24 protein-coding genes are annotated in these 24,896 nt (G+C 66.2%); 19 read left to right on the top strand and 5 right to left on the bottom strand.

From position 1 onward, the window contains the following. Positions 1 to 457: 457 nt before the first annotated feature. From NG900_RS02260 to NG900_RS02220, 9 genes are all read left to right on the top strand, one after another. Positions 458 to 2,482, top strand: coding sequence for an acetyl-CoA carboxylase biotin carboxylase subunit (locus NG900_RS02260; protein ID WP_252676258.1), 2,025 nt, complete (start codon positions 458 to 460; stop codon positions 2,480 to 2,482). A gap of 85 nt (positions 2,483 to 2,567) precedes the next feature. After that, positions 2,568 to 3,509 (top strand): 2-hydroxyacid dehydrogenase, encoded by a 942-nt coding sequence (locus NG900_RS02255; RefSeq protein ID WP_252676256.1) that lies wholly within the window; start codon positions 2,568 to 2,570, stop codon positions 3,507 to 3,509. A 1-nt stretch (position 3,510) separates the two neighbouring features. Next, positions 3,511 to 4,440, top strand: a complete 930-nt coding sequence (locus NG900_RS02250; protein WP_252676254.1) for a hydroxymethylglutaryl-CoA lyase — start codon at positions 3,511 to 3,513, stop codon at positions 4,438 to 4,440. Between the two features lie 22 nt (positions 4,441 to 4,462). Next, positions 4,463 to 4,963: a YbaK/EbsC family protein gene (locus tag NG900_RS02245; protein WP_252676252.1), complete on the top strand. Its 501-nt coding sequence runs from the start codon at positions 4,463 to 4,465 to the stop codon at positions 4,961 to 4,963. Positions 4,964 to 4,973: 10 nt separating this feature from the next. After that, positions 4,974 to 5,240: a DUF1289 domain-containing protein gene (locus NG900_RS02240; protein ID WP_252676250.1), complete on the top strand. Its 267-nt coding sequence runs from the start codon at positions 4,974 to 4,976 to the stop codon at positions 5,238 to 5,240. A gap of 12 nt (positions 5,241 to 5,252) precedes the next feature. After that, entirely contained in the window at positions 5,253 to 6,206 is a 954-nt protein-coding gene (locus NG900_RS02235; protein WP_252676248.1) for an MBL fold metallo-hydrolase, read from the top strand. A 212-nt stretch (positions 6,207 to 6,418) separates the two neighbouring features. Further along, a complete protein-coding gene (locus tag NG900_RS02230; RefSeq protein ID WP_252676247.1) occupies positions 6,419 to 8,698 on the top strand; it encodes a TonB-dependent receptor in 2,280 nt (759 codons plus the stop codon). Further along, positions 8,698 to 9,450 (top strand): tetratricopeptide repeat protein, encoded by a 753-nt coding sequence (locus tag NG900_RS02225; protein ID WP_252676246.1) that lies wholly within the window; start codon positions 8,698 to 8,700, stop codon positions 9,448 to 9,450. The genes NG900_RS02230 and NG900_RS02225 overlap by 1 nt, the downstream gene beginning before the upstream one ends. Next, on the top strand, positions 9,441 to 10,124 hold the full coding sequence (locus tag NG900_RS02220) for a Fe2+-dependent dioxygenase (protein ID WP_252676245.1): 684 nt from the start codon (positions 9,441 to 9,443) through the stop codon (positions 10,122 to 10,124). Before NG900_RS02225 ends, NG900_RS02220 begins: the two co-directional genes overlap by 10 nt. Here NG900_RS02220 and NG900_RS02215 read toward each other — a convergent pair. Continuing rightward, entirely contained in the window at positions 10,121 to 10,621 is a 501-nt protein-coding gene (locus tag NG900_RS02215) for an SRPBCC family protein (RefSeq protein ID WP_252676244.1), read from the bottom strand. The genes NG900_RS02220 and NG900_RS02215 overlap by 4 nt on opposite strands. Before the next feature lie 216 nt (positions 10,622 to 10,837). Here NG900_RS02215 and NG900_RS02210 point away from each other — a divergent pair, with 216 nt between their 5' ends. Then, a complete protein-coding gene (locus tag NG900_RS02210) occupies positions 10,838 to 11,053 on the top strand; it encodes a hypothetical protein (protein WP_252676243.1) in 216 nt (71 codons plus the stop codon). Positions 11,054 to 11,142: 89 nt separating this feature from the next. Here NG900_RS02210 and NG900_RS02205 read toward each other — a convergent pair whose 3' ends face one another. Next, a complete protein-coding gene (locus NG900_RS02205; RefSeq protein ID WP_252676242.1) occupies positions 11,143 to 12,069 on the bottom strand; it encodes an alpha/beta fold hydrolase in 927 nt (308 codons plus the stop codon). A gap of 113 nt (positions 12,070 to 12,182) precedes the next feature. Between NG900_RS02205 and NG900_RS02200 the strand changes: the two genes are divergently transcribed. The 4 genes from NG900_RS02200 to NG900_RS02185 all read left to right on the top strand — a co-directional run bounded on the left by NG900_RS02200 (position 12,183) and on the right by NG900_RS02185 (position 16,045). Continuing rightward, positions 12,183 to 12,731 (top strand): type 1 glutamine amidotransferase domain-containing protein, encoded by a 549-nt coding sequence (locus tag NG900_RS02200; protein WP_252676240.1) that lies wholly within the window; start codon positions 12,183 to 12,185, stop codon positions 12,729 to 12,731. Between the two features lie 88 nt (positions 12,732 to 12,819). Further along, a complete protein-coding gene (locus tag NG900_RS02195) occupies positions 12,820 to 13,803 on the top strand; it encodes an NAD(P)H-dependent flavin oxidoreductase (protein WP_252676238.1) in 984 nt (327 codons plus the stop codon). Positions 13,804 to 13,998: 195 nt separating this feature from the next. Beyond that, complete coding sequence (locus NG900_RS02190) at positions 13,999 to 15,453, top strand: DUF1254 domain-containing protein (protein ID WP_252676236.1); 1,455 nt, start codon at positions 13,999 to 14,001, stop codon at positions 15,451 to 15,453. Positions 15,454 to 15,508: 55 nt separating this feature from the next. Then, entirely contained in the window at positions 15,509 to 16,045 is a 537-nt protein-coding gene (locus tag NG900_RS02185; protein WP_252676234.1) for a GNAT family N-acetyltransferase, read from the top strand. Positions 16,046 to 16,052: 7 nt separating this feature from the next. On the opposite strand, the gene NG900_RS02180 is transcribed toward NG900_RS02185, so the two are convergent. After that, positions 16,053 to 16,910 carry a PhzF family phenazine biosynthesis protein gene (locus NG900_RS02180; RefSeq protein WP_252676232.1) on the bottom strand — a complete coding sequence of 286 codons (858 nt, stop codon included), beginning with the start codon at positions 16,908 to 16,910 and terminating at the stop codon, positions 16,053 to 16,055. A 152-nt stretch (positions 16,911 to 17,062) separates the two neighbouring features. Then, the gene (locus NG900_RS02175) at positions 17,063 to 17,917 is read right to left on the bottom strand and encodes a 3-hydroxybutyryl-CoA dehydrogenase (protein ID WP_252676229.1); all 855 of its coding nucleotides are present in this window, start codon (positions 17,915 to 17,917) and stop codon (positions 17,063 to 17,065) included. 298 nt (positions 17,918 to 18,215) lie between these two features. On the opposite strand from NG900_RS02175, the gene NG900_RS02170 reads away from it, so the two are divergent. Together NG900_RS02170 and NG900_RS02165 are read left to right on the top strand one after the other, a co-directional pair. Continuing rightward, positions 18,216 to 18,905, top strand: coding sequence for a helix-turn-helix domain-containing protein (locus NG900_RS02170; RefSeq protein ID WP_252676227.1), 690 nt, complete (start codon positions 18,216 to 18,218; stop codon positions 18,903 to 18,905). Positions 18,906 to 19,051: 146 nt separating this feature from the next. After that, on the top strand, positions 19,052 to 19,825 hold the full coding sequence (locus NG900_RS02165; RefSeq protein WP_252676225.1) for an SDR family NAD(P)-dependent oxidoreductase: 774 nt from the start codon (positions 19,052 to 19,054) through the stop codon (positions 19,823 to 19,825). Between the two features lie 52 nt (positions 19,826 to 19,877). Here NG900_RS02165 and NG900_RS02160 read toward each other — a convergent pair whose 3' ends face one another. Further along, positions 19,878 to 20,891 carry an AraC family transcriptional regulator gene (locus NG900_RS02160; RefSeq protein WP_252676223.1) on the bottom strand — a complete coding sequence of 338 codons (1,014 nt, stop codon included), beginning with the start codon at positions 20,889 to 20,891 and terminating at the stop codon, positions 19,878 to 19,880. Between the two features lie 273 nt (positions 20,892 to 21,164). On the opposite strand from NG900_RS02160, the gene NG900_RS02155 reads away from it, so the two are divergent. From NG900_RS02155 to NG900_RS02145, 3 genes are read left to right on the top strand one after another with little or no spacing between them, the layout of a single operon-like run. Beyond that, positions 21,165 to 22,007, top strand: coding sequence for a TauD/TfdA dioxygenase family protein (locus NG900_RS02155; protein ID WP_252676903.1), 843 nt, complete (start codon positions 21,165 to 21,167; stop codon positions 22,005 to 22,007). A 47-nt stretch (positions 22,008 to 22,054) separates the two neighbouring features. Then, positions 22,055 to 23,113, top strand: coding sequence for a beta-keto acid cleavage family enzyme (locus NG900_RS02150; protein WP_252676221.1), 1,059 nt, complete (start codon positions 22,055 to 22,057; stop codon positions 23,111 to 23,113). A gap of 26 nt (positions 23,114 to 23,139) precedes the next feature. Further along, positions 23,140 to 24,837: a long-chain fatty acid--CoA ligase gene (locus tag NG900_RS02145; protein ID WP_252676219.1), complete on the top strand. Its 1,698-nt coding sequence runs from the start codon at positions 23,140 to 23,142 to the stop codon at positions 24,835 to 24,837. Positions 24,838 to 24,896 lie beyond the last annotated feature (59 nt).

The following is a 24,896-nucleotide window of genomic DNA, read 5'->3' as shown; positions in this document are numbered from 1 at the left end:
CCTTTTTCCTCCTTGCAACAGAAATTCAAGGCGCCATCAAGGGCTCCAACCGCCAAACCATCGAAGCACACACGCAGTAGTAGGTACGCGGCAAGACGCGAAGCGAAGCGAGCAAAACCAGTTGGAGACAGCGAGCGAAGCGAAGCAGCACACAGCAACAAACAAGAGCCTGACGGGACACGCACACCAACGGTTTGGCCGTTGACGTTCCTGCCCTAGATGGCGCCTTGAATTTGTGTAAGCGGGCGGAAAAAAGAGGGAGGCTTGTCTGAGCGAAGCGAGTTTGCCTCCCTCTCCGCACGGTTACACAAATTCAAGGAAGGGGTCGCCATCTCGGGCGCGCCTTTCTTTGGTTACTTTCTTTGGCAAGACAAAGAAAGTGACTCAGCCCCGGCAGGGGATGAAACCAGGGATGCACCACAAGTGCAAAAACAAAACCAGGAGACGTACCAACACCATGATCACTAAGCTCCTCATCGCCAACCGAGGCGAAATCGCCTGCCGAGTCGCCGCCACCTGCCGCAAGCTGGGCATCCGCACCGTCGCGGTCTACTCGGATGCCGACGCCAACGCCCGCCACGTCGCCGCCTGCGACGAAGCCATCCACATCGGCGAGCCCGCCGCCCGCGACAGCTACCTGCGCGCCGACCGCATCCTCGAAGCCGCACTCGCCACGGGCGCCCAAGCCGTCCACCCCGGCTACGGCTTCCTGTCAGAAAACGAAACCTTCGCCAAGGCCTGCGCAGAAGCCGGCATCATCTTCGTCGGCCCACCGGCCTCCGCCATCGAAGCCATGGGCAGCAAGAGCGCCGCGAAAGCACTGATGGAGAAGGCCGGCGTGCCGCTCGTCCCCGGCTACCACGGCGACAATCAGGACGCCGCCTTCCTGCGCACGCAGGCCGACCGCATCGGCTACCCCGTGCTCATCAAGGCCAGCGCCGGCGGCGGCGGCAAGGGCATGCGCGTGGTGGAATCGGGCGATGCGTTCGAAGCCGCGCTCGCCTCCGTCAAGCGTGAAGCCTCGAGCAGCTTTGGCGACGACCGCGTGCTGATCGAGAAGTACCTCACACGCCCGCGCCATATCGAAATCCAGGTCTTCGCCGACAGCTTTGGCGATGCCGTCTACCTGTTCGAGCGCGACTGCTCCGTGCAGCGCCGCCACCAGAAGGTGCTGGAAGAAGCCCCGGCCCCCGGCATGACGCTGGACCGCCGCCGCGCCATGGGCGAGGCCGCGGTGGCCGCCGCACGCGCCGTCGGTTACGTGGGCGCCGGCACGGTCGAGTTCATCGTCGATGAAGACGGCACGTTCTACTTCATGGAGATGAACACGCGCCTGCAGGTCGAGCATCCTGTCACCGAAATGATCACAGGCGAAGACCTCGTCGAATGGCAATTGCGCGTGGCCTCCGGCGAGCCGCTGCCGCGCTCGCAAGATGAGCTGCACATCCACGGCCATGCGCTCGAAGCACGCATCTACGCCGAGAACCCCGACCGCGATTTCCTGCCCTCCATCGGCACGCTGAAGGTGCTGCGCACGCCAGCGGCGGTGGAGTTCACCGTGGGCGCGCAAGCCAGTGGCGAACCGGCAGCCATTCGCATCGACGCCGGCGTGCGCGAAGGCGACGCCATCAGCCCCTACTACGACCCGATGATCGCCAAGCTGATCGTCTGGGGCCGCGACCGTGAAGAAGCGCTCGCTCGCATGCTGCAGGCGCTGGGCAGTTTCCATCTGGTTGGGCTGTCGTCCAACGTGGCGTTCCTGCGTCGCCTGGTGGCATCGAAGCCGTTTGCGACGGCCGATCTGGATACGGGACTGATCGCGCGCAACCACGACACACTGTTCCCCGCTGCGCCGCAAGTACCGCAAGACGCCATCGCCCTGGCCGTGGCCGCGCTGCTGGCACGCGAGGCACGCAGCCTGCGCACCGACACGCGCGATCCACACTCCCCATGGGCACGCGGCAGCGGCTGGCGCCTCAATGGCGCGGCTGAACGCACGCTAAATTTCACGCACGGCGATCAATCCATCGACGCCACGCTCGTCTATGGCCGTGACGGCACACGTTTGAAAACCAACGGCGCCGACGCACCCTTCACCACGCAACGCCACGGCGAGACCTTCACCGTCGCCCTCGGCTCGCACAAGGCCACCGGGCAGGTGCATGCCGATGGCGATGCCTTCCACGTTTTCACCGGCGGCGCACACTGGACGCTCGAGCGCCACGACCCGCTCGCCCACGCCGGTGAGGCCGACGACGAAGGCGGCAAGCTCACCGCACCGATGCCCGGCAAGGTCATCGCCGTGCTCGCCACGCCGGGCCAGACCGTCACCAAGGGCGCGCCGCTGGTCGTCATGGAAGCCATGAAGATGGAACACACGCTCACGGCCCCTGCCGACGGTGTGGTCGAATCCGTGCTGTACGGCGTGGGCGATCAGGTGACGGAAGGCGTGCAGTTGTTGGCGTTCAAGCCGGCGGAGTGACGGTAAAGCTGGACACCGCGCGCTTTGGTGGCCCCTGCTACACTGCTTGACGTATACGTCAACCAAGAACCTGAAGTTGCCCCACATGCACATCCAGATCTACACGCCCGACGGCAAGCCCCAACCCTGGCTCGATGGTTTTGCGCAGGCGCTGCCTGAGGCGCGGCTGTCGGTGTGGGAACAAGGTGCGGCGCAGGATGCTGATTACGCCGTGGTCTGGCAGCCGCCTGCCGACATGCTGCGGGGGCGCCAGGATTTGCGCGCGGTGTTCAACCTCGGTGCGGGCGTGGATGCCATCCTGGGCCTGCGCGCCCAATCGCCGGATGCCATTCCTGACGGCCTGCCGATCGTGCGCCTGGACGACGCCGGCATGGCCGCACAGATGGGCGAGTACGTCACGCATGCCGTGCTGCGCTTCTTCCGCCGGTTGGACGAATACGAACGCCAGCAGCAAGCCAAGATGTGGCGCTTCCTCAAGCCGTTCAAGCGCGAGGACTTTGTCGTCGGCGTGCTGGGCCTGGGCGTGCTCGGCACGCACATCGCGCACACGCTGGCGGGTTTCGGCTTTCCGGTACGTGGCTGGAGCCGTTCGGCCAAGAGCATCGATGGCATCGACTGCCGCGCGGGGGCCGATGCGCTGCCCGGCTTCCTCTCCGGCACGCGTGTGCTGGTGAACGTGCTGCCGCTCACCACAGACACTGAAAACGTAATCGACGCCAAGCTGCTCGCGCAGCTCGCACCGGGCGCATTCGTCATCAACGTCGCGCGCGGCAAGCATCTGGTGGAAGACGACTTGCTGGCCGCCGTGCGCAGCGGGCACATTGCCGGCGCGGCGCTCGACGTGTTCCGCAAGGAGCCGCTGCCCGCCGATCACCCTTTCTGGACCGAACCGCGCATCCACATCACGCCGCACATTTCGGCGCTGACGCTGCGCGAAGTAAGCATTGCCCAGATCGCGCGCAAGATCCGCGCGCTGGAAGCTGGCGAGCCGATTGTCGGCATCGTCGATCTGCAACGAGGTTACTGAGATGGCATTCCCGCATTTTGTGAAGGTGGTCGAAGTCGGCCCGCGCGACGGTCTGCAGAACGAGAAGGCGCCGGTCTCGACCGACACCAAGGTCGAGCTGGTGAACCGCTTGTCGGACGCTGGCTTCGTCAACGTGGAAGCCGCGTCGTTCGTGTCGCCCAAGTGGGTGCCGGCGATGGCCGACGGCGCCGAGGTGATGGCGCGCATCCAGCGCCGGCCGGGCACGCTGTATTCGGTGCTCACGCCCAACATGAAGGGCTTCGAGGGCGCAGCCGCCGCAGGTGCGGATGAGATCGTGATCTTCAGCGCAGCCAGCGAGGCCTTCGCGCAGAAGAACATCAACTGCTCGATTGCCGAATCGATCGAGCGCTTTGTGCCGGTGGCCAAGGCTGCGAAGGATGCGGGCATTCGCGTGCGCGGGTCGATCTCGTGCGCGCTGGGCTGCCCGTATCAGGGCGAGGTGCCGGTGTCTGCCGTGGTCGACGTGATCAAACGCATGGCAGACCTCGGCTGCGACGAGATCGACATTGCCGACACCATCGGCGTGGGCACCGCCGGGCGCGTGAAGACCGTGATGGAAGCCGCTGCGGCCACGTTCCCGATCGACCGTCTCTCGGGCCATTTCCACGATACGTATGGGCAGGCGCTGGCAAACATCCTCGCCAGCCTGGAAGTGGGCATCAACATCTTCCACGCGTCGGTGGCGGGGCTGGGCGGCTGCCCGTACGCCAAGGGCGCGACCGGCAATGTCGCCACCGAAGACGTGCTGTACCTGCTGCATGGCTTGGGCATCCGCACCGGCATCGATCTGGACAAGGTGGTGCTGGCGGGTGACTTCATCTCGCAAGCCATTGGCCGTCCGACCGCCTCGCGCGCAGGCCGCGCCCTGCTGCTCAAGCTGCAGGACCAGATCGCCCAGGCCTGCATCTGACCCCTCACCAAGAACAACGACGATGACCGTGACCGACACCAACGCCCCCCTGCCCGAATCTGCCCAGCGCGTGGCCGACCACCTGCGCACGCTCGGCTATGAGAAAGCCATCGTGATGCTGCCGGCCACTGGCAAGACGTCTGCCGAAGCGGCCGCTGGCCTGGGCTGCTCGGTGGCGGAGATCGCCAAGTCGATCATCTTCCGCCGCGCAGAAGACGACGTGCCGGTGCTGGTGATCGCCAGCGGCACCAATCGTGTCGACGAGGCAAAGGTTTCCGCGCACGTGGGCGCCCTGGCCAAGGCCGATGCCAAGTTCGTGCGCGAGAAGACCGGCTACGCCATCGGCGGCGTGTGCCCGGTCGGCCATGCGGTCAAACCGGTCATGTTGCTCGATCAAGACCTCTTCCAGTACGACAGCGTGTGGGCCGCCGCTGGCCATCCGCACGCGGTGTTCAACCTCACGCCCGCAGAGCTGGAAGCGATGACCGGCGCACCCGTGGCCGACATCGCCCAGCGCGATTGACCAAGCGCCGATGGACACCTGCACACGCGCCCAACTCAAGCTTTCGCTCGGCAAGCTGCGCAACAGCCGCGCGCAGGCCGAACGCGCGCAGCCGGTCACGTCGCCCTGCATCAGCGTGTGCAAGATGAACGATGCGCGCGGCCTGTGTATCGGCTGCATGCGCACGATCGACGAGATTGCCGCGTGGTCGACCATGAGTGACGCTGCACGCCTGGCCGTGTGGCAGACCTTGCCCGAGCGCGCGTGCGCGTGGCTCAACGACACGCGCAGCGCCTGACCTCACCACGCCGTGGCCGAACACGACATCATCACCTTGCCGGATTCGATGCGCGTGTTCGAGCGCGGCTGGCTGTCGTCCAACAACATCCTCTTCTTCGATGACGACGCGCACGGTGGCTGTGCGCTGGTCGATTCCGGCTATCTCACGCACGCCCCGCAGACCGTCGCGCTGGTGCAGCACGCGCTGCAAGGCAAGCCGCTGCGCCGTCTGCTGAACACGCACCTGCACTCCGATCACTGCGGCGGCAACGCGGCGCTACAGGCACTGTACGGCTGCCACACCCGCGTGCCCGCCGCTCAAGTCGACGACGTGCGCCGCTGGGACACGGACGCCCTCAGCTACGGCCCCACCGGCCAGGAATGCGCGCGCTTCACGCTGCCCGGCAGCGACGCCGATGCCAGCCTGGCCGACGGCATGACCGTACGCCTGGGCAGCTTCGACTGGCAGGTCATTGGTGCGCCGGGGCATGATCCGCACGCGGTCATCCTCTACAGCCCCGACACGCGCGTGCTGATGTCCGCCGATGCATTGTGGGAGCGCGGCTTTGGCGTGATCTTTCCCGAGCTCGAAGGTGAGAGCGGCTTTGCCGAGCAGCAGGCCATTCTCGAGCGCATTGGGCAGCTCGATGCGCGCGTGGTGATTCCAGGGCATGGCCGCCCGTTCGCCAGCGTCAACGCCGCCATTGACGTATCGCTCGGGCGCCTCGCGTATCTGCGTGCCGATCCGGAACGCAACGCGCTGCACGCCATCCGCGTGCTGGTGAAGTTCAAGCTGCTGGAGCAGCAAGCGCTGTCGCACGGCGCGCTGTTCGCGTGGTTCACGCAGACCAGCCTGATGTCGCGCCTGCAGGCGCGCTTCTTTCCGAGCCAGTCGATGATCGCATTGCTCGATGCCACCATCGCCGCACTGGTCAAGGCGGGTGCGGCCACGGTCGAACACGAGCTGATCCACAACCGCGACTGACGCGTCCCTCGGCGCGCACCCCCACGGAGGCGGCGTTCTGCCGCCCCGGACACCCCTCGCCCAGCACGCATCACCCACTGATTTGTCGGACAGTTGCCGTCTTCCGTAAGGAAAGCGACCGCCCATGCATTGACTTCCCCACCCGTAAACGATAACAATTCTCATTTACATCAAAATTGTAACCAACCTTTTCAGGGGAGCAGCCTTCAGCCATGCAAGCAGCACAGACCGAACGCAAGCGAGCCGAACATTCGGTGGTGGGATACCTGACCGGGGCGATGAGCTTTGCCGTAGCCTCCGCGCCAGCCATCGCAGACACCAGGAAAGACGCCGTGACGGCCACTCTGCCCGAGCAGACCGTGACCGGCAGCAGCAGCTACAAGCCCGATGAGGCCTCGGGTGGCAAGTTCACCGCGCCGCTGCTCGACACGCCCAAGTCGGTCACGGTGATCCCGGCCGAGGTGCTGCAGGACACGGGCTCCGTCACCCTCACCGAAGCGCTGCGCACGGTGCCCGGCATTGCGTTTGGTGCCGGTGAAGGCGGCAACCCCGTAGGCGATCGCCCGTTCATCCGTGGCTACGACGCGCAGGCCAGCACCTTCCTCGACGGGCTGCGCGACATCGGCGCGCAATCGCGCGAGATGTTCAACGTGGAATCGGTGGAAGTCATCAAGGGGCCGTCGGGCGCGTATGAAGGGCGCGGCTCGGCGGGCGGGGCAATCAACATCGTCAGCAAGACACCCAAGCTGGAGCACTTCACCGAGGGCACGCTGTCGGTGGGCAACGCGGCGTACAAGCGCGCCACGGCCGATGGCAATTACCAGATCGGCGAGCACGCGGCCTTCCGCCTGAACGCGATGTACCACGACGCCGGCGTGGCCGGCCGCGACGTGACGAGCTTCAGCCGCTGGGGCATCGCACCGTCCATCGCCTTCGGGCTGGGCACGCCCACGCGCGCCACGCTGTCGTACTACCACCTGCAGTCGAACGACACGCCCGACACCGGCATCCCCTACAACAACGGCACCTTCAACCGCCGCACCGATGGCCGCCCCCAACTGTTCGGCCCCGGCGACGGCGCGCCCGTGAATGTCGACCGCAACGTGTACTACGGCCTGGCGCGCGATTTCCGCCGCGACCGCGTCGACATGGGCACGTTGACGCTGGAGCATGACGTGTCGAGCGCGCTCAAGCTGCGCAACACCACGCGCGTGGCGCGCACCAGCCAGGATTACATCTGGACCCAGCCTGACGACAGCCAGGGCAACATCTACTACGGCATGGTCTGGCGCCGCACCAACTCGCGGTATTCGATTGCCAACACCGTCGCCAACCAAACCGAAGCGACGGGCAAGTTCGAAACCGGCGGCCTCAAGCACAGCTATGCGGCGGGGCTGGAGTTCTCGCGCGAGCGCAGCAGCAACGACGCCTACACCGTCGCCACCGGCAGCAACCGCTGCCCGAACGGCATTGGTGCGGCAGGCGGCTACAACTGCACGAGCCTGTTCAACCCGAACCCGAATGACCCGTGGACTGGCAGCATCACGCTCAACAACAACCCGGCGCAGACAACGGTGCGCACGCAGTCGGCCTACGTGTTCGACACCATCGAGCTGTCGCCACGCTGGCAGGTCAACGGCGGCCTGCGCTACGACCGCTATTCCGCATCGGCCACCACGTCGGCCAACGCGCAAGGTGTGCGCTCCAGCTTCTCGCGCGACGACAACCTGCTGAACTACCAACTGGGCCTCGTCTTCAAGCCCGCGCAGAACGGTAGCATCTATCTGGCGTATGGCACGTCGTCGACCCCGTCAGGCTCGGTGGCAGGCCAGGGCGCCGATACCAGCGCGCTCACGCCGGACCGCGCCGGCAATCGCGGCGACGTGCTCGCCCCTGAGAAGAATCGTGCCTATGAACTCGGCACCAAGTGGAACGTGCTCGACAGCAAGCTGGCACTCACCGCCGCCGTGTTCCGCATCGAAACCACCAACGCACGCATCGTGCTGCAGGACGGAACCGCCGCCATGGCCGGCAACAAGCGCGTGGACGGCTTCGAGCTCGGCTGGTCGGGCGCGCTCACCAGCACGTGGCAGGTGTTCGGCGGCTACACGTTCCTCAAGAGCGAGCTGCGCAACGCCGGTGGCGCAGGCGCGGCCTTTGGCGCCACCAACGGCACCGAATTCCCCAACACGCCCAAGAACAGCTTCAGCCTGTGGACGACGTATCAGCCGATGCCGAAACTCACGCTGGGCGGCGGCGCGTATTACGTGTCAAAGGTGTGGGGCAGCGCCAACCCTGCCAACCCGAAGTGGGTGCCGGCGTACTGGCGCTTTGATGCGATGGCCGCATACCGCATCGACAAGCACACCAGCCTGCAGCTGAACGTGCAGAACCTGTTCGACAAGGTGTACTTCAACCAGGCATATGCATCGCACTACGCATCGCTGGCACCGGGGCGCACGGCCATCCTCACGCTGGCCATCCGTTACTGATGCGTTCGCACGCTGCAACCGCCACAGCCGACGCTGCGGTGGTCGATGCGATTCACGCGGTGCTGACCGGCCCCGCCGATCGCGCCGCACGCTGGCTCGCCGCCGCGGCCCGGCGTGGACACACCGAAGCGCAAGCCATCTTCGGCCAATGGCTGCTTGATGGCCGCGGCGTCGATCGCAACGCGGCCGAAGCACTGTTCTGGTTCAAGACCGCCGCGCTGTCCGGCCACGCGATGGCGGCCAACATGCTCGGCCGCTGCTACGAGCACGGCTGGGGCGCGCCCGCCTGCGACAAGACGGCCACGCACTGGTACGCCCGCGCTGCGGATGCCGGCCTCGACTGGGGGCAGTACAACTACGCCACCAGCCTGCAACTCGGGCGCGGCATCCCGGCAGATCGGGCACGCGCATTCGCCCTCTTCCAGGCCGCCGCGCGCCAAGGACACGCCAAGTCGATCAACGTGCTCGGCGGCTTTTATGAAGACGGCTGGGAAGTCGAAACGGACATCGCCATCGCCCTGCACTGCTACCTGCGCGCGGCCGAGGGCGGCGACTTCCGCGGTCAGTTCAACGCTGCGCGCCTGTTTGCGCTCGCTGACCGCACGGACGAAGCCCGCACCTGGATGCGGGCCGTGCCGCACACCGCCACCCCCGCCTTCCTCGCGAAGGCGCATGACTTTCTTGCTGGCCATCCCGATGTGCGCTTGCGTGCGTTGGCCGGCGCGCTGGAAACCGCATCACCATGCTGCTGAAGATTCCCGCTGTCCTGACCAAGGACCAGGTCGCGCACTGCCGCGCCATCATCGATGCCGCTGAATGGGTGGACGGCAAGGTCACCGCAGGCGCGCAGTCGGGTCAGGTGAAGCACAACATGCAGTTGCCCGAAGACTCACCCGCCGCGCGCGAGGTTGGCACGTTCATCCAGGACGCGCTGGCCGCCAACACGCTGTTCTTCTCGGCCGCGCTGCCGCTCAAGGTGTTCCCGCCGCTGTTCAACCGTTACGCGGGCGGCCAGACCTTCGGCAATCACGTCGACAACGCCGTGCGCCACCTGCGCGGTACGGATTTCCGCATCCGCAGCGATCTCTCCTGCACGCTGTTCCTGACCGCGCCTGAAGACTACGATGGCGGCGAACTCGTCATCGACGACACCTTCGGCGAACACCGCGTCAAGCTCGCGGCCGGTGACATGGTGCTCTACCCGAGCAGCAGCCTGCACCGCGTCACGCCCGTCACGCGCGGCGCGCGGGTGTGTTCGTTCTTCTGGCTGCAGAGCATGGTGCGCAGTGACGCGCATCGCACGCTGCTGTTCCAGATGGATACGGAACTGCAGCGGCTGATGGCGCTGCTCGGGCAGGCAGACCCGTCCGTCGTTGCGTTGACGGGGACGTATCACAACCTGCTGCGGGAGTGGGCGGACGCTTAGCCGCGCGCCAGGTGCGCTCCAAGCTGATCCAGCGTCCCGCCGTAGCCTTCGTTGAGCGAGGGGCGCAGGTCTTCGAAGTACTGTCGCTCGTCGGGCGTCTCGCCAAACGGCTGCGCGCGCAACTGCACCGTCGTCACGCCATCGCGCTCGACGAAGGTGACGCGGTTCTCGATCTCCAGCGGGCACTGTTCGCTGAACGGGGCCCGCGCAATGCCGCCGAGTTCGTTGGCGAACGAATTGAGCCAGACAATGCGCTCACCGAACACGATCTCCCGATAGTTGAAGCGCCCCCACATGGCGGGCCCATCGCCAAAGCGCATCGCGTAGTGGAAGAAGCCGCCCGGCCGGAACTCGAAGCGCAATGCCTCGACGGTGCAACCCTTCGGGCCCCACCAGCGCTCCAGTTGGGCGAGGTCGCTCCAGGCCCGCCAGACGCGCTCGCGCGAGGCGTTGAACACACGGATGATCTCGAATACCGCTTCATCGCTTCCGGTCATGACATGCTCCTTTCGCCGCGTGCCGCAGTGGGCGCGCTGCAAATCGCGCTGGCGAAGACGGCCGACAAGCCTCAAATAGGCAGCGCAACATATTTCGCCCAGTCATTTTCAACATAACAAAGTTGTCTGCCTTCTGCGCGGCGGAAAGGCATGCGCGCCCTATATTGAAGCGACAAATAGATTGCCGAGGGAACGACCGCCTGAAGGGAGGCGAATATGCTGAAAAAACTGCTATTGCTTGCTGCAGCGGGCACTACCGTGATGGCCGGAGTCGCATTCGGCAGTTCGGGACCGCGAGATGTGTACACCGATGGGGCCAAGGCCACGCGGTTTGACACATACACGGATGGTGCAAAGACCACCGATATCTACACGGATGGCGCTCGCGTCGTGGATCGCCGTGATGCATTCACGGACGGCGCCCACGACTGACGTACCAGCATGACGGGCGCTCAGGAATATGCGCGATCACACGCCCGTCGTTGCGCCGCTGCTGCAGCGCTAGAAGCTGCCCCGCCTCCTTACCCAAAGAACGCGCGCATCTCCTTCAGCAACGCCTCCGGAGCCTCCTCCGGCACGTAATGCCCGCACGGCACGGTGCCGCCGGTCACGTTCTCGGCCACGGCCTGCCACAGCTCCAGTGGGTTGAAGCACCGCTGGATCACGCCATGCTCGCCCCACAGCACGCGCAGCGGCACACGCACGCGCTTGCCGGCATCGCGGTCAGCGCGATCGTGTTCGAGGTCGATGGTAGCGGCGGCGCGGTAGTCCTCGCACATGGCATGCACGCAGGCGGGCTCGCGCATGGCGGCGGCGTAGACAGCCATCGCTTCCGGCGCGAACGGTTCGAGCCCCGCGTGGCGCAGGCCCATCAATTTGCCGATGTAAAAATCGGGCATGGCGTTGATGAGCGTCTCGGGAAACGGCGTCGGCTGGATCAGGAAGAACCAGTGCCAGTAGGCGGATGCGAACGCCATGTCGGTGTGTTCGTACATCGCCAGCGTGGGCGCGATGTCGAGCAGCATGGCGCGCTCCACGTGCGCGGGGTGGTCGACACACAGGCGATGCGCCACGCGTGCGCCGCGGTCGTGCGCGCAGAGGCGGAAGCGGCCGAAGCCGAGCGCGCGCATCACTTCCACCTGGTCCTGCGCCATGGTGCGCTTGCTGTATTCGACATGCCTGGCGCTGCCTTCCGGTTTGGACGACGCGCCATAGCCGCGCAAGTCCGTGGCGACGACGGTGTAGTCGCGTGCCAGTTCGTGCGCCACCTTGTGCCAGATCACGTGGCTTTGCGGATGGCCGTGCAGCAACAGCAGCGGCGGTCCACTGCCGCCAATCACCCCGGCGATCTCCACCCCGTTGATCGCCTGGCGGAACGGGCGAAAACCCGGAAACAGCACGGCATCTGCAGCGGCGGTGGCGGCATCGATGGAAAGCGGCGTGGTCATGCGGGTCTCCAGTGATCGGTGAGGTGACAGGTGAGGAATGCTCCGCATGCTAGCGCACCCCGGGCATGCCCGTTGCGGACATGTCCGCTCAACCCATCTGACAGGAGCCCGTCATGACCACGCTACACGACATGCGCATCGCCATCCTGGTCCACGACCTCTTCGAGCAAGCCGAGCTGGCAAGCCCCAAGCAGGCACTGGAAGCGGCCGGTGCCACCACCGCCGTCATCGCGCCCAAGGCCGGCAGCGTGACGGGGCTGCATCACGACACCAAGGCCGACAAGTTCAAGGTGGACCTGGTTCTGGACTACGCCCGGGCCGACGATTTCCATGGCCTGGTGCTGCCCGGCGGTGTGTTCAACGCCGATGCGCTGCGCATGGTGCCCGCCGCGCAGGCCTTTGTAAAAGCGTTCGAGCAGGCGCAGAAGCCCATCGCCGTGATCTGCCACGGGCCGTGGCTGATGGTCTCTGCCGGGCTGGTGCGCGGGCGCACGTTGACGAGTTGGCCCTCGCTTCAGGACGACATCCGCAACGCCGGCGGCACCTGGGTCGATCAGGAAGTCGTCACCGACCGCAACTGGGTCAGCAGCCGCAAACCCGACGACCTGCCGGCCTTCAACCGCACCTTCATCGAGTTGCTCGCGCAGCACGCGCATGCCTGAGCCCCGGCCAGCAAATCGCGCGCGGCAGAGTGCGGGATGGTTCCTATAATCGAACGACGCTATCCGCTCGCCTCTGCCAGGAGACGCCATGCCCGCCGCCAAGCACTTGCCGCCCGCGCTGCAACACCTGACGCTGCCCGTGATCGGGTCGCCCATGTTCATCGTGAGCTATCCGGAACTGGTGCTGGCGCAATGCAAGGCCGGCATCGTCGGCGCGTTTCCGGCGCTCAATGCGCGCCCGGCCGAGGTGCTGGACGACTGGCTCACCCAGATCAACGAAGACCTCGCCGCCCACCGCGCCGCGCATCCGCACGACGTGGTCGGGCCGCTCGCGGTCAATCAGATCGTGCACCACTCGAACGCGCGGCTCGAGCAGGACGTGGCCACCTGCGTCAGGCACAAGGTGCCGATCTTCATCACCTCGCTGCGCGCGCCGGTCAAGGAGATCCTCGATGCCGTGCACAGCTACGGCGGCATCGTGCTGCACGATGTGATCAACCTGCGCCATGCGGAAAAGGCGCTCGAAGCCGGCGTCGATGGCCTGATTCTGGTGGCAGCAGGTGCGGGCGGGCATGCCGGCACGCTGTCGCCGTTTGCGCTGGTGGGCGAGGTGCGCAGCATCTTCGATGGGCCGATCGCGCTGTCGGGCGCCATCGCCACGGGGGATGCCATCCTCGCCGCGCAGGCCATGGGGGCGGACCTCGCCTACATCGGCACGCGCTTCATCGCCAGCCGGGAAGCGCACGCGGCGGAAAGCTATAAACAGGCCATCGTGCGCGCCGCGGCGTCGGACATCGTCTACACGAACCTCTTCACGGGCGTGCACGGCAACTACATCCGCGAGAGCATCGAGCTGGCCGGGCTGGACCCGGAAGCCCTGCCCGTGGCCGACAAATCAAAGATGAACTTTGGCGACGGCAGCTCCCGCGCCAAGGCCTGGAAAGACATCTGGGGCGCCGGCCAGGGGGTCGGCCAGATTGCCGACCTGCTGCCCGCTGCCGAGATCGTCGCGCGCATGAAGGCCGAATACGATGCGGCCAAGTTACGTCTGGCGATCCACCTGCGGCTGTAAGCTGAGCAATGCATGCCCGGCGGCACTTCAATTGACTTGCGCCAGCCGCGCTTCTACATTCGAAAGATTCACGACACGACATGCGCGGCGCCACGGGATCGGCCACCGCGCAACCGTAAGCGCAAGCATCCTTGGGGGGATGTCCGACAGGCGTCTGCTTTCCTGTTGCGCGCACCGACGACAAAGGAGAACACGATGACGCACTGCCCTGCGCGCACGCGCCGGCTTACCCAGCTGGCAGCGGCAGCGCTGAGCGTGATGGCCCTGACCCTGGCCGGCTGCTCCACCCAGAACGCCGAAACCACGGCGCCCGTTGAACAACGCCTGCCGCAGCCGAACGAAGCGCTCGTCCGCTCGGCCTATGTGTACGCCTTCCCGCTGATGATGACGGACGCTCTGGTGCAGACCACCTCTGCGCTGGCGCCTGCCGGTACGTTCATGCACCAGCGCACGCTGGAAGACGAAGCCCTGCCCACCGGCGTGCGGGCCCGCGTGGACGTACTTGCCAGCAGCGCCTTCGTCGACTTGCGCAACGGCCCGGTCGTGCTGAGCCTGCCCGACGTCGGCCGCCGCCATATCTGGGTGGCGCTGCATGACGGGTGGAACGATGTCTTCGAATCGCTCGGCAACCGCACCACCGGCGCACGCGCCGCGCACTACGCCATCACCCCGCCGGGCTGGGACGGCACGCTGCCACCGGGCGTCAAACAGATTGCCGCGCCCACCCACCTGGTCTGGGTGGTGGCCCGCACGCAGGTGACCCGCCAGCGCGACGAGGCCGCCGCACGCCGCGTGCAGGATCGCTACCGCATCACTCCGCTGGAGGCCTTCGGCAAACCTGCCGCGCGCGACGCCGAAGCCGCTGCCAGGGTGAATACGGACAAGGCCACCGACTTCGACGTCAGCCTCGATGCCGCACGCCGCCGCGTGACCGCGCTGGACGCCAACAGCTACTTCACCCGGTTTGCCGAGCTGCTCAAGGACAACCCGCCGCATCCGGCCGATTCGACGATGCTGGAATCGCTGCGCGATCTGGGACTGGTGCCCGGCAAGCCGTTCGACGCCAAGGCCGTGAGCGCGCCCAACCTGAAGGTGATGGATGCAGGCGTGGCCGCCGCGCGCGAAACGCTAATGATCGCCGCCAAGCAACCGCCCATCACGCAGAACGGGTGGTTCATCCCGCGCATGATCGGCGCGTACGGGCTGGACTACGCACAACGCGCCATCGTGGCGTGGAGCGGCGGCGGCACCGACCTGCCGCAAGACATGTTCATCGCCACCGCCACGACCGACACCAACGGCATGGCGCTCGACAGCACGCACCGCTACGTGCTCCATTTCGAGCGCAACCAGCTGCCGCCGGAAAACGCCGGCTGGGCCGTTGCCGCTATACAGCAACCGCGCCGCACGGTCGAGCGCCCGGGCCTGCGCAACGTGCTGAGCGAGGCAGACCACCCGCGCCTGAACCGCGACGGCTCGCTCGACATCCTGATCCAGCGCACACCGCCCAAGGGCGAGCGCCGCAACTGGCTGCCGGCGCCCACGGGGCCGTTCCTGCTGCGCATGCAGCTCACCTGGCCGAAGGAGGCGGCGCTCGACGGCTCATGGCTGCCGCCCGGCGTGCAGCGGCGCGACCCGGCGCAGCCATAACGCCATCCAGCCGCAAGCAGGCTTCACCAACAAAGCAGCCCAATCGGAGACACGGATGCCCGACACCCTGACCGTGCGGCGCGTGGGCGCCAATGAAGCATGCGCCTGCGTCGACGCGCTCGCCGACGTGCTGGTCGATTGCGTGGAAGGCGGTGCCTCGGTCAGCTTCATGTGGCCGTTGTCGCACGACAAGGCCCGGGCGTTCTGGCGCGATGTGGCCGAAGGCGTGGCGCACGAGGAGCGCGCGCTCCTGATCGCCCAAGACGACGCCGGCGCCGTTGTCGGCACCGTGCAGCTGATCCTGTCCCAGCCGGAAAACCAGCCACACCGTGCGGACGTCGCCAAGATGCTCGTGCACCGCCGCGCGCGCCGGCAAGGCGTGGCGCAGCGGCTGATGGCAGCCGTCGAGGAAGTGGCGCACGCCGAGGGCAAGACGGTGCTGGTGCTCGACACCGTCACTGGCGGCGATGCCGAGCGCCTGTACGCGCGCGCCGGGTGGCAGCGCGTGGGCGTGGTGCCCAACTATGCGCTGATGCCCGATGGCGCGTTCTGCGGGACGACGTTCTACTGCAAACAGCTGGACGCCGCCTGAGGCGTGCTCAGAGGCTGAGCGTGCCGCGGCCGATTTCGATCACGCGGCCGCCCACGTGGATCGTGCCGTCAGCGTCCACGCGCAGCGTCAGGTGGCACGGCCGCCCCACCGCGGCGCCCTGCTCGATGCGGTAGCTGGCCGGCAACGCGTGGCCGGTGGCACGCAGCCAGCCGCCCAGGTTGGCACACGCCGAGCCGGTGCCGGGGTCTTCCCACAGGCCGGTGCCGTATTCGAAGAAGAAGCGCGACACCACCGGATCATTGCTGCCGGTCGCCGGCATCGTGAAGACGTAGGCGTTGCGCCCGTCGTTGCGGCTGCGCGGCCACGCGTCGAACGCCGAAGGGTCGGGGCGGGCGCGGTCCACATCGGCGCGCGTCTTGACAGGCACCATGAGCTGCTCGATACCGGCATCGACCCACAGCGGCGGGCCGGCCAAGGCATCGGCATCCAGCCCCAGCATCCCGGCGATGGCGGGATCGGCCTCGCGCGTACTCAGGGCGCCAGAACGCGGCGGCACCAGCGACCATCCATCGTCCTGCGCCGTCAGCGACACGATGCCCGACGGGCAACGCAGCGTCAGCGCATTGCCGGGGCCGTACAGCTCGCGCACCACCTGCGCGGTGCCAAGCGAAGGGTGGCCGGCAAACGGCATCTCGTAATCGGGCGTGAAGATGCGGAAGCGCGCCGTGGCGCCATCGGCATCATCCGGGAAGATGAAGGTGATCTCGGACAGGTTGAACTGGCGTCCGATGGCCTGCATGGTGGCGTCGTCCAGGCCGCGCCCGTCTTCAAAGACGGCGAGCTGGTTGCCGCCAAAGGTGGTTTCGGCAAAGACGTTGAGCAGGCGGAAGGCGTAGCGCGGCATGGCGGTGTCCGGTGTGGGCGGGGAAAGAAAAAGCGGTGTGGCGATGCGTCATCATCAACGCACCGCCACACCGCCTCCATGCACACTTGCGGACACTTCGCGCGGTTCTGACCGGACAGTTGGCAGACAGCGCGAAGGTCGATCGCCGGGGCTTACTTGCGGTAGTCGTACACGCCGCGACCGGTCTTGCGGCCGAGGTAGCCGGCAGCCACCATCTCGCGCAGCAGCATGGCGGGGCGGTACTTGGTGTCGGCAAACTCGGTGTACAGCACTTCCATCACGGCAAGCATGGTGTCCAGGCCGATCATGTCGGCCAGCGCCAGCGGCCCGATCGGGTGGTTGCAGCCGAGCTTCATGCCTTCGTCGATCTCTTCCGGCGAGGCCAGGCCCTCGCCCAGCACGCAGAACGCCTCGTTGATCATCGGGCACAGGATGCGGTTGACCACGAAGCCCGGGCTGTTCTTGACGGTGATGGGCGTCTTGCCGAGCTTGTGCGCCAGCGCCTCGACATCAGCGTGCGTGGCATCGCTCGTCTGCAGGCCGCGGATGACTTCCACCAGCGCCATCATCGGCACCGGATTGAAGAAGTGCATGCCGATGAAGCGGCTGGCGTCCTGCATCACGGCAGCCAGTTTGGTGATCGAGATCGACGACGTGTTCGACGCGACGATCGCGTGCGGCGCGGCGGCCGCTTCGAGCTGCTTGAGGATCTTGACCTTCAGGTCGAAGTTCTCGGTGGCGGCTTCGATGACGATGTCGGCGCGCTTGAGGTCGTCATACGAGGTCGAGCCCTGGATGCGTGCCAGCGCGGCGGCCTTGTCGGCTTCGGTCGCCTTCTCCTTCTTGATCAGGCGGTCCAGGCTGCCCGCCACGGTGGCGATGCCCTTCTGCACGGCGGCATCGCTGATGTCCACCATCACCACATCCAGCCCGACCACCGCGCATGCCTGCGCAATGCCGTTGCCCATTGTTCCGGCACCGACGATGCCGACCGTTTGAATTGCCATGACAAATGCTCCTCGCTTGGTGTTGGAATGAAACAGATTGCAAAGGATAAACGAGCGGAGCCGCAGTCAGGCAGCTTTTTCCGCATCGCACCAAACACGCAGGTACCGGTGATCCCGCCTTCGTTTTTTGCTGGCACGCGTGTGAAAATCGCGCGACCCGGCGGCAGATCGCCATCCATCAAACCCGCACCACGTTGCGACTGAGCCGACCGCACGACAGGAAGGACGCCCGACCATGCCCCCGAAACACCACGATGGCGCCACCGATCAAGCGCTGCTGCTCGCGGAGCTCAAGCGTGTGCTCAAGGACCGCAATCTGCGCTATCGCGATCTTGCCGAGCAGCTCAACGTGAGCGAAACCACCATCAAGCGCCATCTGACCGGGCATGGCCTGAGTGTCGCGATGCTCGAATCCCTCTGCGCGATGGCCGGCATCCGGCTCATCGATCTTGCCGAGCTGGCGGCGCGGCGCAGCGAGTCCAAGGCTCAGGCGATCAGCGTCGAGCAGGAGCAGGGGTTGGCCGATGCCCCGTTCACCGCGTTCATCTTCATGCTGCTGCGCTATGACTGGACACCGCAGGCAGTCCAGCAGGAGTTCGGTCTGGACGAACCCGGCCTCATCCTGCATCTGCGGCGGCTGGAAAAACTGCGCTTGCTCGATCTGTTTCCCGGCAACCGCGTCCGCCTGCTGACGGTGCGGCACCCGCAATGGATTCCGGGCGGCCCGCTGCGCCGTGCCGTGGACGACGTCATGCGTCGGCATTTTGCAACGATGGATTTTCACGACCCGCAGTCGGTCTGGCAGCTTGAGACCGTCAAGCTGTCGCGCGGATCGATCGACGAGCTGCGGAGCCTGATCGCATCGCTGTCGCAGCGCATGCAGGAGCTGGCGGCCAACGATCGCACCCTGCCCGCCGGCGAGACCGCCTGGTACAGCATGCTGTGCACGGCCCGGCTCACTGATCCGCGCATCTTCTGGGCCAAGTAACTGCGCCGTACCGCAATACGCCACCAGAACGTATCGCTTGAAGATACTTTTCATCCCATATAACGCCAATTGTTCCGCATGGCATCCCTGGTTGATACCTTGACCGCACCGACAACGTCGGTTTGCCGAGAACAGGAGACACCAGGATGAGCACGACCGGATTCCCAAAGGGCGCCGCATTCGTTTTTGGCGGCAGTGGTGGCCTTGGCCAAGGCGTGGCGCTTGAATTCGCCCGGGCCGGGGTGCCGGTCGCGGTGGGCTACCGGACCAAGGCCGACGTTGCGCAGCGCGTGGCCGGACAGATCCGCGAAGCCGGCGTCAGCGCGAGCACGCATCAGGTCGACGTGACCGATGTGGCGCAGGTCAAGGCCGCGCTGGACGCCGCCATCGAAACGCACGGCCGCGTGCACACCGTCGTCTGGGCGGCCGGCCCGTTCGTCAACCAGCGCCACATCAGCGAAATGCGCCAGGAAGACTGGCGCCGCGCCATCGATGTCGAGGTCATGGGCTTCTTCAACGCCACCCAGGCCGCGCTGCCGCACCTGCGTGCTGCGGGCGGCGGCTCATTCGTGACGCTGGGCTCGGCCGGGCACTTGCGCTGGCCAGACCGCGACGGCCTGTCGGTCGCCCCGAAGGCGGCCAATGAATCGTTGATCCGGGGCCTGGCCCGCGAGGAGGGCCGCTACAACATCCGCGCCAATTCGATCCTGGTCGGCGTGATCGAGGCTGGCATGTTCCCGATCCTGCTGGAGCAGGGCCAGTTCGACCAGAAGTGGATCGACGAAACGATGCAGATGCTGGCCCTCAAGCGCTGGGGCAAGGCGCACGACATTGGCCGTGCCGCCGTGTTTCTGGCATCGGAGAATGCGGCCTACATCACCGGGCAGCAGCTGAACGTGTCCGGCGGATACGGTCTGTAGGGCGCTGCCGCTCGCCGCGGGCCTCGGCGGCGCGCCTCGTCAGCCCGAATGCTCAGCCCTGCGTGCGTCCCTGGGCATCGTGCCGCCAGCGTGAGGGCGGCTGCCCGAACTGGGCGGTGAACCAACGCGAAAACGAGCTGATCTGGGAGAACCCCAGCAACATGGCCACCTGCGACACCGGGTAGCGCGAATCGCCCAGGTAGCGCAGCGCCAGTTCCATGCGCACCTCGTTGACCAGCGACGAGAAGTCTTCGCCCTCCTGCTCCAGACGCCGCTGCAGCGTGCGCGAACTCAAACCCAGCTTGGGCGCGACCAGCTCGATGGTGCTGTGCCCTTGCGGCATCAGCACGTGAATCGCGCGCCGGGCATTGGCCGCGATGGATTCCTGGCCCGCGCGGGGCTGCAGCGCGAGCAGCTCCTTCGCGTAGCGCGCGAGTGCCACGTCGGCCAATGGATTGGGGCGATCGAGGTCGCGCTGGTCCAACACGATGCCGTCAAATTCGCTGTCGAACTCGATCTTGGGCCCGAACACCCGGCTGTGGACCATGTGACTGTTTGGCGCGGCATGGGAGAAATGCACGCCGCGCGGCTTCCATGCGCTGCCCAGCAGGGAGCGCATGAGCGCCAGCGCCACGCCCACCGACAGCTCGATCGCCTGCCGCCCCGGGTTGGGCCGGCCCGTCATGAGCAGGATGCGCACGACAGCCACCCCGCCCGACTCTTCCACGTGCATCGTCACCGTGTCGCTCAGCAGGTGGCGGTAGCGCTCAATCTCGGCCAACGCGTGGCGCAGCGTGGGTTGATGCTGCAGCAACAGGCTGATCGGGCCGAAGTCCGACAGCCGCCAGAGCTCCGCCACCAGCAGTCCCACCTCCTGGCACTGCGTGGCGCGGGCGGTGGCCTCGAACATGTCGGCAATCCACGGCTCGGGCACGCGCAGGTCGGGCATGTACAGGCAGGAGCGATCGGCGCCGACATGGCGTGCCATCTGCTCGGGGTCGACGCCCAGTGTCGAAGCAATCTCGGCGTATTTGGTCAGGGCCGCGCTGCGAACCAAAGTGGCCATCTCTGCACCTTGTGTATGCATGTCCTGGATACCGCGATTGCCGGCTGATGCCAGCGTGTCGCCACATCCACTATCGCCATTCTGGGAGCGCCCATCCGGGCGCGTCAATTGTCGCGAACTGCTGGATTCTGGCGCGCAGAGTCAAGCGCGCGCGGATACCGCTGCCCACAATCCCTCACAAGCCAACCCGTCAGAGGTCTGGCGACGAAACGATTCATGGAGACATCGCCCGCCGCAGCAGCGTGCGCGGCCGGCGAACAAGAGGAACGCATCATGCGCGTCAAGCAACTCACCTGTTCTATCGGCGCCGAGATTTCGGGCGTCCATCTGGGGGAGGCGTCACGCGACGACACCCTGTTCGCAGAGCTCAAGGCGCTCCTGCTCAAGCACAAGGTGCTGTTCCTGCGCGATCAGGACATCACGCGCGCCGAACATGTCGCCTTTGCACGGCGCTTCGGCGAACTGGAAGACCACCCCGTCGCCGGCAGCGACCCGGACCACCCCGGCCTCGTGCAGATCTACCGCAGCGACAAGAAGGAGCACTACGAGAACAGCTTCCACACGGATGGCTCGTGGCGGGAGAACCCGTCGATGGGCGCAGTGCTGCGCTGCATCGAGTGCCCCGAGGTGGGCGGCGACACCATCTGGGTCAACATGGAAGAGGCGTACGCGCGGCTGCCGGACGACATCAAGGCGCGTATCCAGGGCCTGCGTGCCAAGCACAGCATTGAGCATTCGTTCGGCGCGGTGATGCCGCCGGAAGAACGTGCCAAGCTGGCCGCGCAGTACCCGACGGTGGAGCACCCCGTGGTCCGGACCCACCCCGAGACCGGCGAGAAATCACTGTACGTGTGCGGCTTCTCCACCCACTTCGTGAACTACCACACGCCGGAAAACGTGCGCTGCGGCCTCGACAAGGCCCCGGGCGCGAACCTGCTGATGAACTACCTGATCAGCCAGTCGACGATTCCCGAATACCAGGTGCGCTTCAGCTGGACGCCCAACAGCGTGGCCATCTGGGACAACCGCTGCACGCAGCATTACGCCGTGCAGGACTACTGGCCCGCGCCGCGCAAGATGGAACGCGCCGGTATCCGCGGCGACAAGCCCTTCTGAACGACACACGAACGCACGCGCCGCAGCCCCCGCACCGGAGACCCACCATGAACTTTCTCGACGGCCACCTCTTTCCTGAAAACCAGCAGCCCCTGATCATCACGGCCGCGCCCTACGCGCCGGGCTGGTTGCCCTCCGATTTTCCGGAGGACATCCCCGTCACGATGGCCGAGCAGATCCAGAAGGCGGTGGATTGCTACAACGCCGGCGCCACCGTGCTGCACCTGCATGTGCGCGAGCTGGACGGCAAGGGCAGCAAGCGCCTGTCCATGTTCAACGAGCTGATCGCAGGCGTGCGCAAGGCGGTGCCGGAAATGATCATCCAGGTGGGCGGTTCGATCTCCTTTGCGCCGGAAAACGAAGGCCAGGCCGCCAAGTGGCTGTCCGACGATACGCGCCACATGCTGGCCGAGCTCGAGCCCACGCCGGACCAGGTCACGGTGACGGTCAATACCTCGCAGATGAACGTGACCGATCATGCGGAAGATGCGGACTTCAAGGGCACCTCGCGCGAAGACCCGGCCCTCTTCCATGCCTACAAGGAAATGACGGTGCCGGCCCAACCGGGCTGGGTGGAAGAGCACGTGCGCCGCCTGACCGCCAAGGGCATCCAAAGCGCCTTCCAGTGCTACAACACCAACAGCTTCGAATCGGTGGAGCGCCTGATGCGCCGGGGCTTCTATAAAGGCCCGCTGGTCATGAACTGGGTGGCCATCGGTGGCGGCATGGATACGCCGAACGTGTACAGCCTCGCCAACTTCATGCGCGGCGTACCCGATGGCGCGGTGGTGACCGTGGAGAGCAACGTGCGCAACGTGCTGCCCGTCAACATGATGGGTATTGCCATGGGCCTGCACGTGCGCTGCGGCACCGAAGACTGCCTGTGGAACCAGTCGCGCACGGCCAAGCAGAGCACCGTCAAGCAGATCGAACAGCTGGTGCGCATTTCGCGCGAGTTCGGCCGCGAGATTGCCTCCGCACAGCAGGCACGCGAGATCTCCAAGATCGGCGTGTTCTATGACACGGTCGAGGAATCCCTGGCCGCCAACGGCTTCGCGCCCAACCGCAACGGCGGCACCCAGGGCTTCCTGCGCAAGACCGCCTGAGCGCCGCGCCGAACATCGGAGACACGATGCAGCACGCCCATACCGGTGGCCCACCCAACACGCTGGCGCCGCGCGACACATCGCTCTGGTTCAACCTGGAAGTCTCGGCGCAGCGCTTTGCGCAGAAGACGGCGATCGCGTTCTTCGGCCATGCGCTGACGTTCCAGGCCCTGCACGCGCAGGCCACGGCGCTGGCCGGCTGGCTGCAGCAGGCGGCGGGCGTGAAGAAAGGCGACCGTGTCCTGCTCTACATGCAGAACTGCCCGCAGTTCATCGCCGCCTGCTACGCGATCCTGCGGGCAGATGCCGTGGTGGTGCCGGTCAACCCGATGAACAAGGCGGAAGAGTTTCGCCACTATGTCGTCGATAGCGGTGCGCGCGTGGCGATCTGCAGCGCGGACATTGCTGGCGCGTGCGTCTGTCCGGACCTCCCGTCAGGCGACGGTCTGACGCATGTGCTGGTCACGCAGTACAACGACGCGCTGCCGACCGGCGGCACAGATGCACCGCCTGCCTGGCTCACCGTCACGCATCCCTTACCGCAAGGTGCGGGCCTCACCGTCACACACTGGGCGGATGCCCTGGCCGCGCGCTATGAACCGGCGCCGCATACTGCCGGCCCCGACGACATGGCGGTGTTGCCATACACATCCGGCACAACGGGATTTCCAAAGGGCTGCATCCACACGCATCGCTCGGTCATGCACAACACGGTGGGCAGCAGCATCTGGTCGGACTGCCGCGCCGAGTCGGTCGTGCTGTCGGTGTTGCCGCTGTTTCACGTAAGCGGCATGCAGCACGGCATGCACGCGCCCATCTACAGTGGCGCCACCATCGTGATGCTGCCGCGCTGGGATCGCCAGCGTGCCGCGCAGCTGATCGCGCGCTTTGGCATCACGCACTGGATGGGTAATCCGACCATGGTGATCGACTTCCTGGCCAGTCCGGATGTCGACACGCTGGACCTGTCCAGCCTGCGCCACATCGGCGGCGGCGGCGCGGCCATGCCCGAAGCGGTGGCGCAACGCCTAAAGGCACGACTCGGGCTGAACTACCTCGAGGGCTATGGCTTGTCTGAAACGATGGCGGCCACGCACAACAACCCCGCCGGGGCCCCCAGGCAGCAGTGCCTGGGCCTCCCGACGTTCAACACCGCGGCCCGCATCGTCGACCCCGAAACGCTCGCAGCGCTGCCGGCCAACACGGTCGGCGAGATCATCGTCGCTGGCCCGCAGGTCTTCCAGGGCTACTGGCGGCAGCCGGAGGCCACACGCGCGGCCTTCGTCGAACTCGATGGCCTGCGCTTTTTCCGCACAGGCGATCTGGGCCGCATGGACGAAACCGGCTATTACTTCATGACGGACCGGCTCAAACGCATGATCAATGCGTCGGGCTTCAAGGTCTGGCCCGCCGAGGTGGAGAACCTGCTCTACCAGCACCCCGACGTGCATGAAGCCTGCGTGATCGGCACGCGTGACCCGTATCGCGGCGAAAGCGTGAAGGCGGTCGTCGTACTCAAGGCCGATGCGCAGGGCAAGACCAGCGCGGAGGACATCATCCAGTGGGCCAGGCAGAACATGGCGGCGTACAAATGCCCGCGCGTGGTGGCATTTGCCGATGCGTTGCCCAAGTCGAGTGCCGGCAAGGTGCTGTGGCGCGAGCTGCAGGACCGCGAAAACGCACCGGCTGCCGCCATCGCAATGCCGCCCCCGAATGCGCCATAGAAAAATGCCGCCGCCCTGTGCGGTGAGCGCGTGAGGCGGCAGTCCACGTAGACGGCCGC

It is taken from the genome of Ralstonia soli, from assembly GCF_023955655.1.
GTDB lineage: Bacteria > Pseudomonadota > Gammaproteobacteria > Burkholderiales > Burkholderiaceae > Ralstonia > Ralstonia soli.
The sequence above is the reverse complement of the archived record's forward strand: the minus strand, read 5'-3'. Positions and strand labels throughout refer to the sequence as shown.

Excerpts from the sequence above, each read along its gene's own strand:
- NG900_RS02260 (WP_252676258.1), top strand. The coding sequence starts at position 458 with ATGATCACTAAGCTCCTCATCGCCAACCGAGGCGAAATCGCCTGCCGA.
- NG900_RS02255 (WP_252676256.1), top strand. The coding sequence starts at position 2,568 with ATGCACATCCAGATCTACACGCCCGACGGCAAGCCCCAACCCTGGCTC.
- NG900_RS02250 (WP_252676254.1), top strand. The coding sequence starts at position 3,511 with ATGGCATTCCCGCATTTTGTGAAGGTGGTCGAAGTCGGCCCGCGCGAC.
- NG900_RS02245 (WP_252676252.1), top strand. The coding sequence starts at position 4,463 with ATGACCGTGACCGACACCAACGCCCCCCTGCCCGAATCTGCCCAGCGC.
- NG900_RS02240 (WP_252676250.1), top strand. The coding sequence starts at position 4,974 with ATGGACACCTGCACACGCGCCCAACTCAAGCTTTCGCTCGGCAAGCTG.
- NG900_RS02230 (WP_252676247.1), top strand. The coding sequence starts at position 6,419 with ATGCAAGCAGCACAGACCGAACGCAAGCGAGCCGAACATTCGGTGGTG.
- NG900_RS02225 (WP_252676246.1), top strand. The coding sequence starts at position 8,698 with ATGCGTTCGCACGCTGCAACCGCCACAGCCGACGCTGCGGTGGTCGAT.
- NG900_RS02220 (WP_252676245.1), top strand. The coding sequence starts at position 9,441 with ATGCTGCTGAAGATTCCCGCTGTCCTGACCAAGGACCAGGTCGCGCAC.
- NG900_RS02215 (WP_252676244.1), bottom strand. The coding sequence starts at position 10,621 with ATGACCGGAAGCGATGAAGCGGTATTCGAGATCATCCGTGTGTTCAAC.
- NG900_RS02210 (WP_252676243.1), top strand. The coding sequence starts at position 10,838 with ATGCTGAAAAAACTGCTATTGCTTGCTGCAGCGGGCACTACCGTGATG.
- NG900_RS02205 (WP_252676242.1), bottom strand. The coding sequence starts at position 12,069 with ATGACCACGCCGCTTTCCATCGATGCCGCCACCGCCGCTGCAGATGCC.
- NG900_RS02200 (WP_252676240.1), top strand. The coding sequence starts at position 12,183 with ATGACCACGCTACACGACATGCGCATCGCCATCCTGGTCCACGACCTC.
- NG900_RS02195 (WP_252676238.1), top strand. The coding sequence starts at position 12,820 with ATGCCCGCCGCCAAGCACTTGCCGCCCGCGCTGCAACACCTGACGCTG.
- NG900_RS02190 (WP_252676236.1), top strand. The coding sequence starts at position 13,999 with ATGACGCACTGCCCTGCGCGCACGCGCCGGCTTACCCAGCTGGCAGCG.
- NG900_RS02185 (WP_252676234.1), top strand. The coding sequence starts at position 15,509 with ATGCCCGACACCCTGACCGTGCGGCGCGTGGGCGCCAATGAAGCATGC.
- NG900_RS02180 (WP_252676232.1), bottom strand. The coding sequence starts at position 16,910 with ATGCCGCGCTACGCCTTCCGCCTGCTCAACGTCTTTGCCGAAACCACC.
- NG900_RS02175 (WP_252676229.1), bottom strand. The coding sequence starts at position 17,917 with ATGGCAATTCAAACGGTCGGCATCGTCGGTGCCGGAACAATGGGCAAC.
- NG900_RS02165 (WP_252676225.1), top strand. The coding sequence starts at position 19,052 with ATGAGCACGACCGGATTCCCAAAGGGCGCCGCATTCGTTTTTGGCGGC.
- NG900_RS02160 (WP_252676223.1), bottom strand. The coding sequence starts at position 20,891 with ATGGCCACTTTGGTTCGCAGCGCGGCCCTGACCAAATACGCCGAGATT.
- NG900_RS02155 (WP_252676903.1), top strand. The coding sequence starts at position 21,165 with ATGCGCGTCAAGCAACTCACCTGTTCTATCGGCGCCGAGATTTCGGGC.
- NG900_RS02150 (WP_252676221.1), top strand. The coding sequence starts at position 22,055 with ATGAACTTTCTCGACGGCCACCTCTTTCCTGAAAACCAGCAGCCCCTG.
- NG900_RS02145 (WP_252676219.1), top strand. The coding sequence starts at position 23,140 with ATGCAGCACGCCCATACCGGTGGCCCACCCAACACGCTGGCGCCGCGC.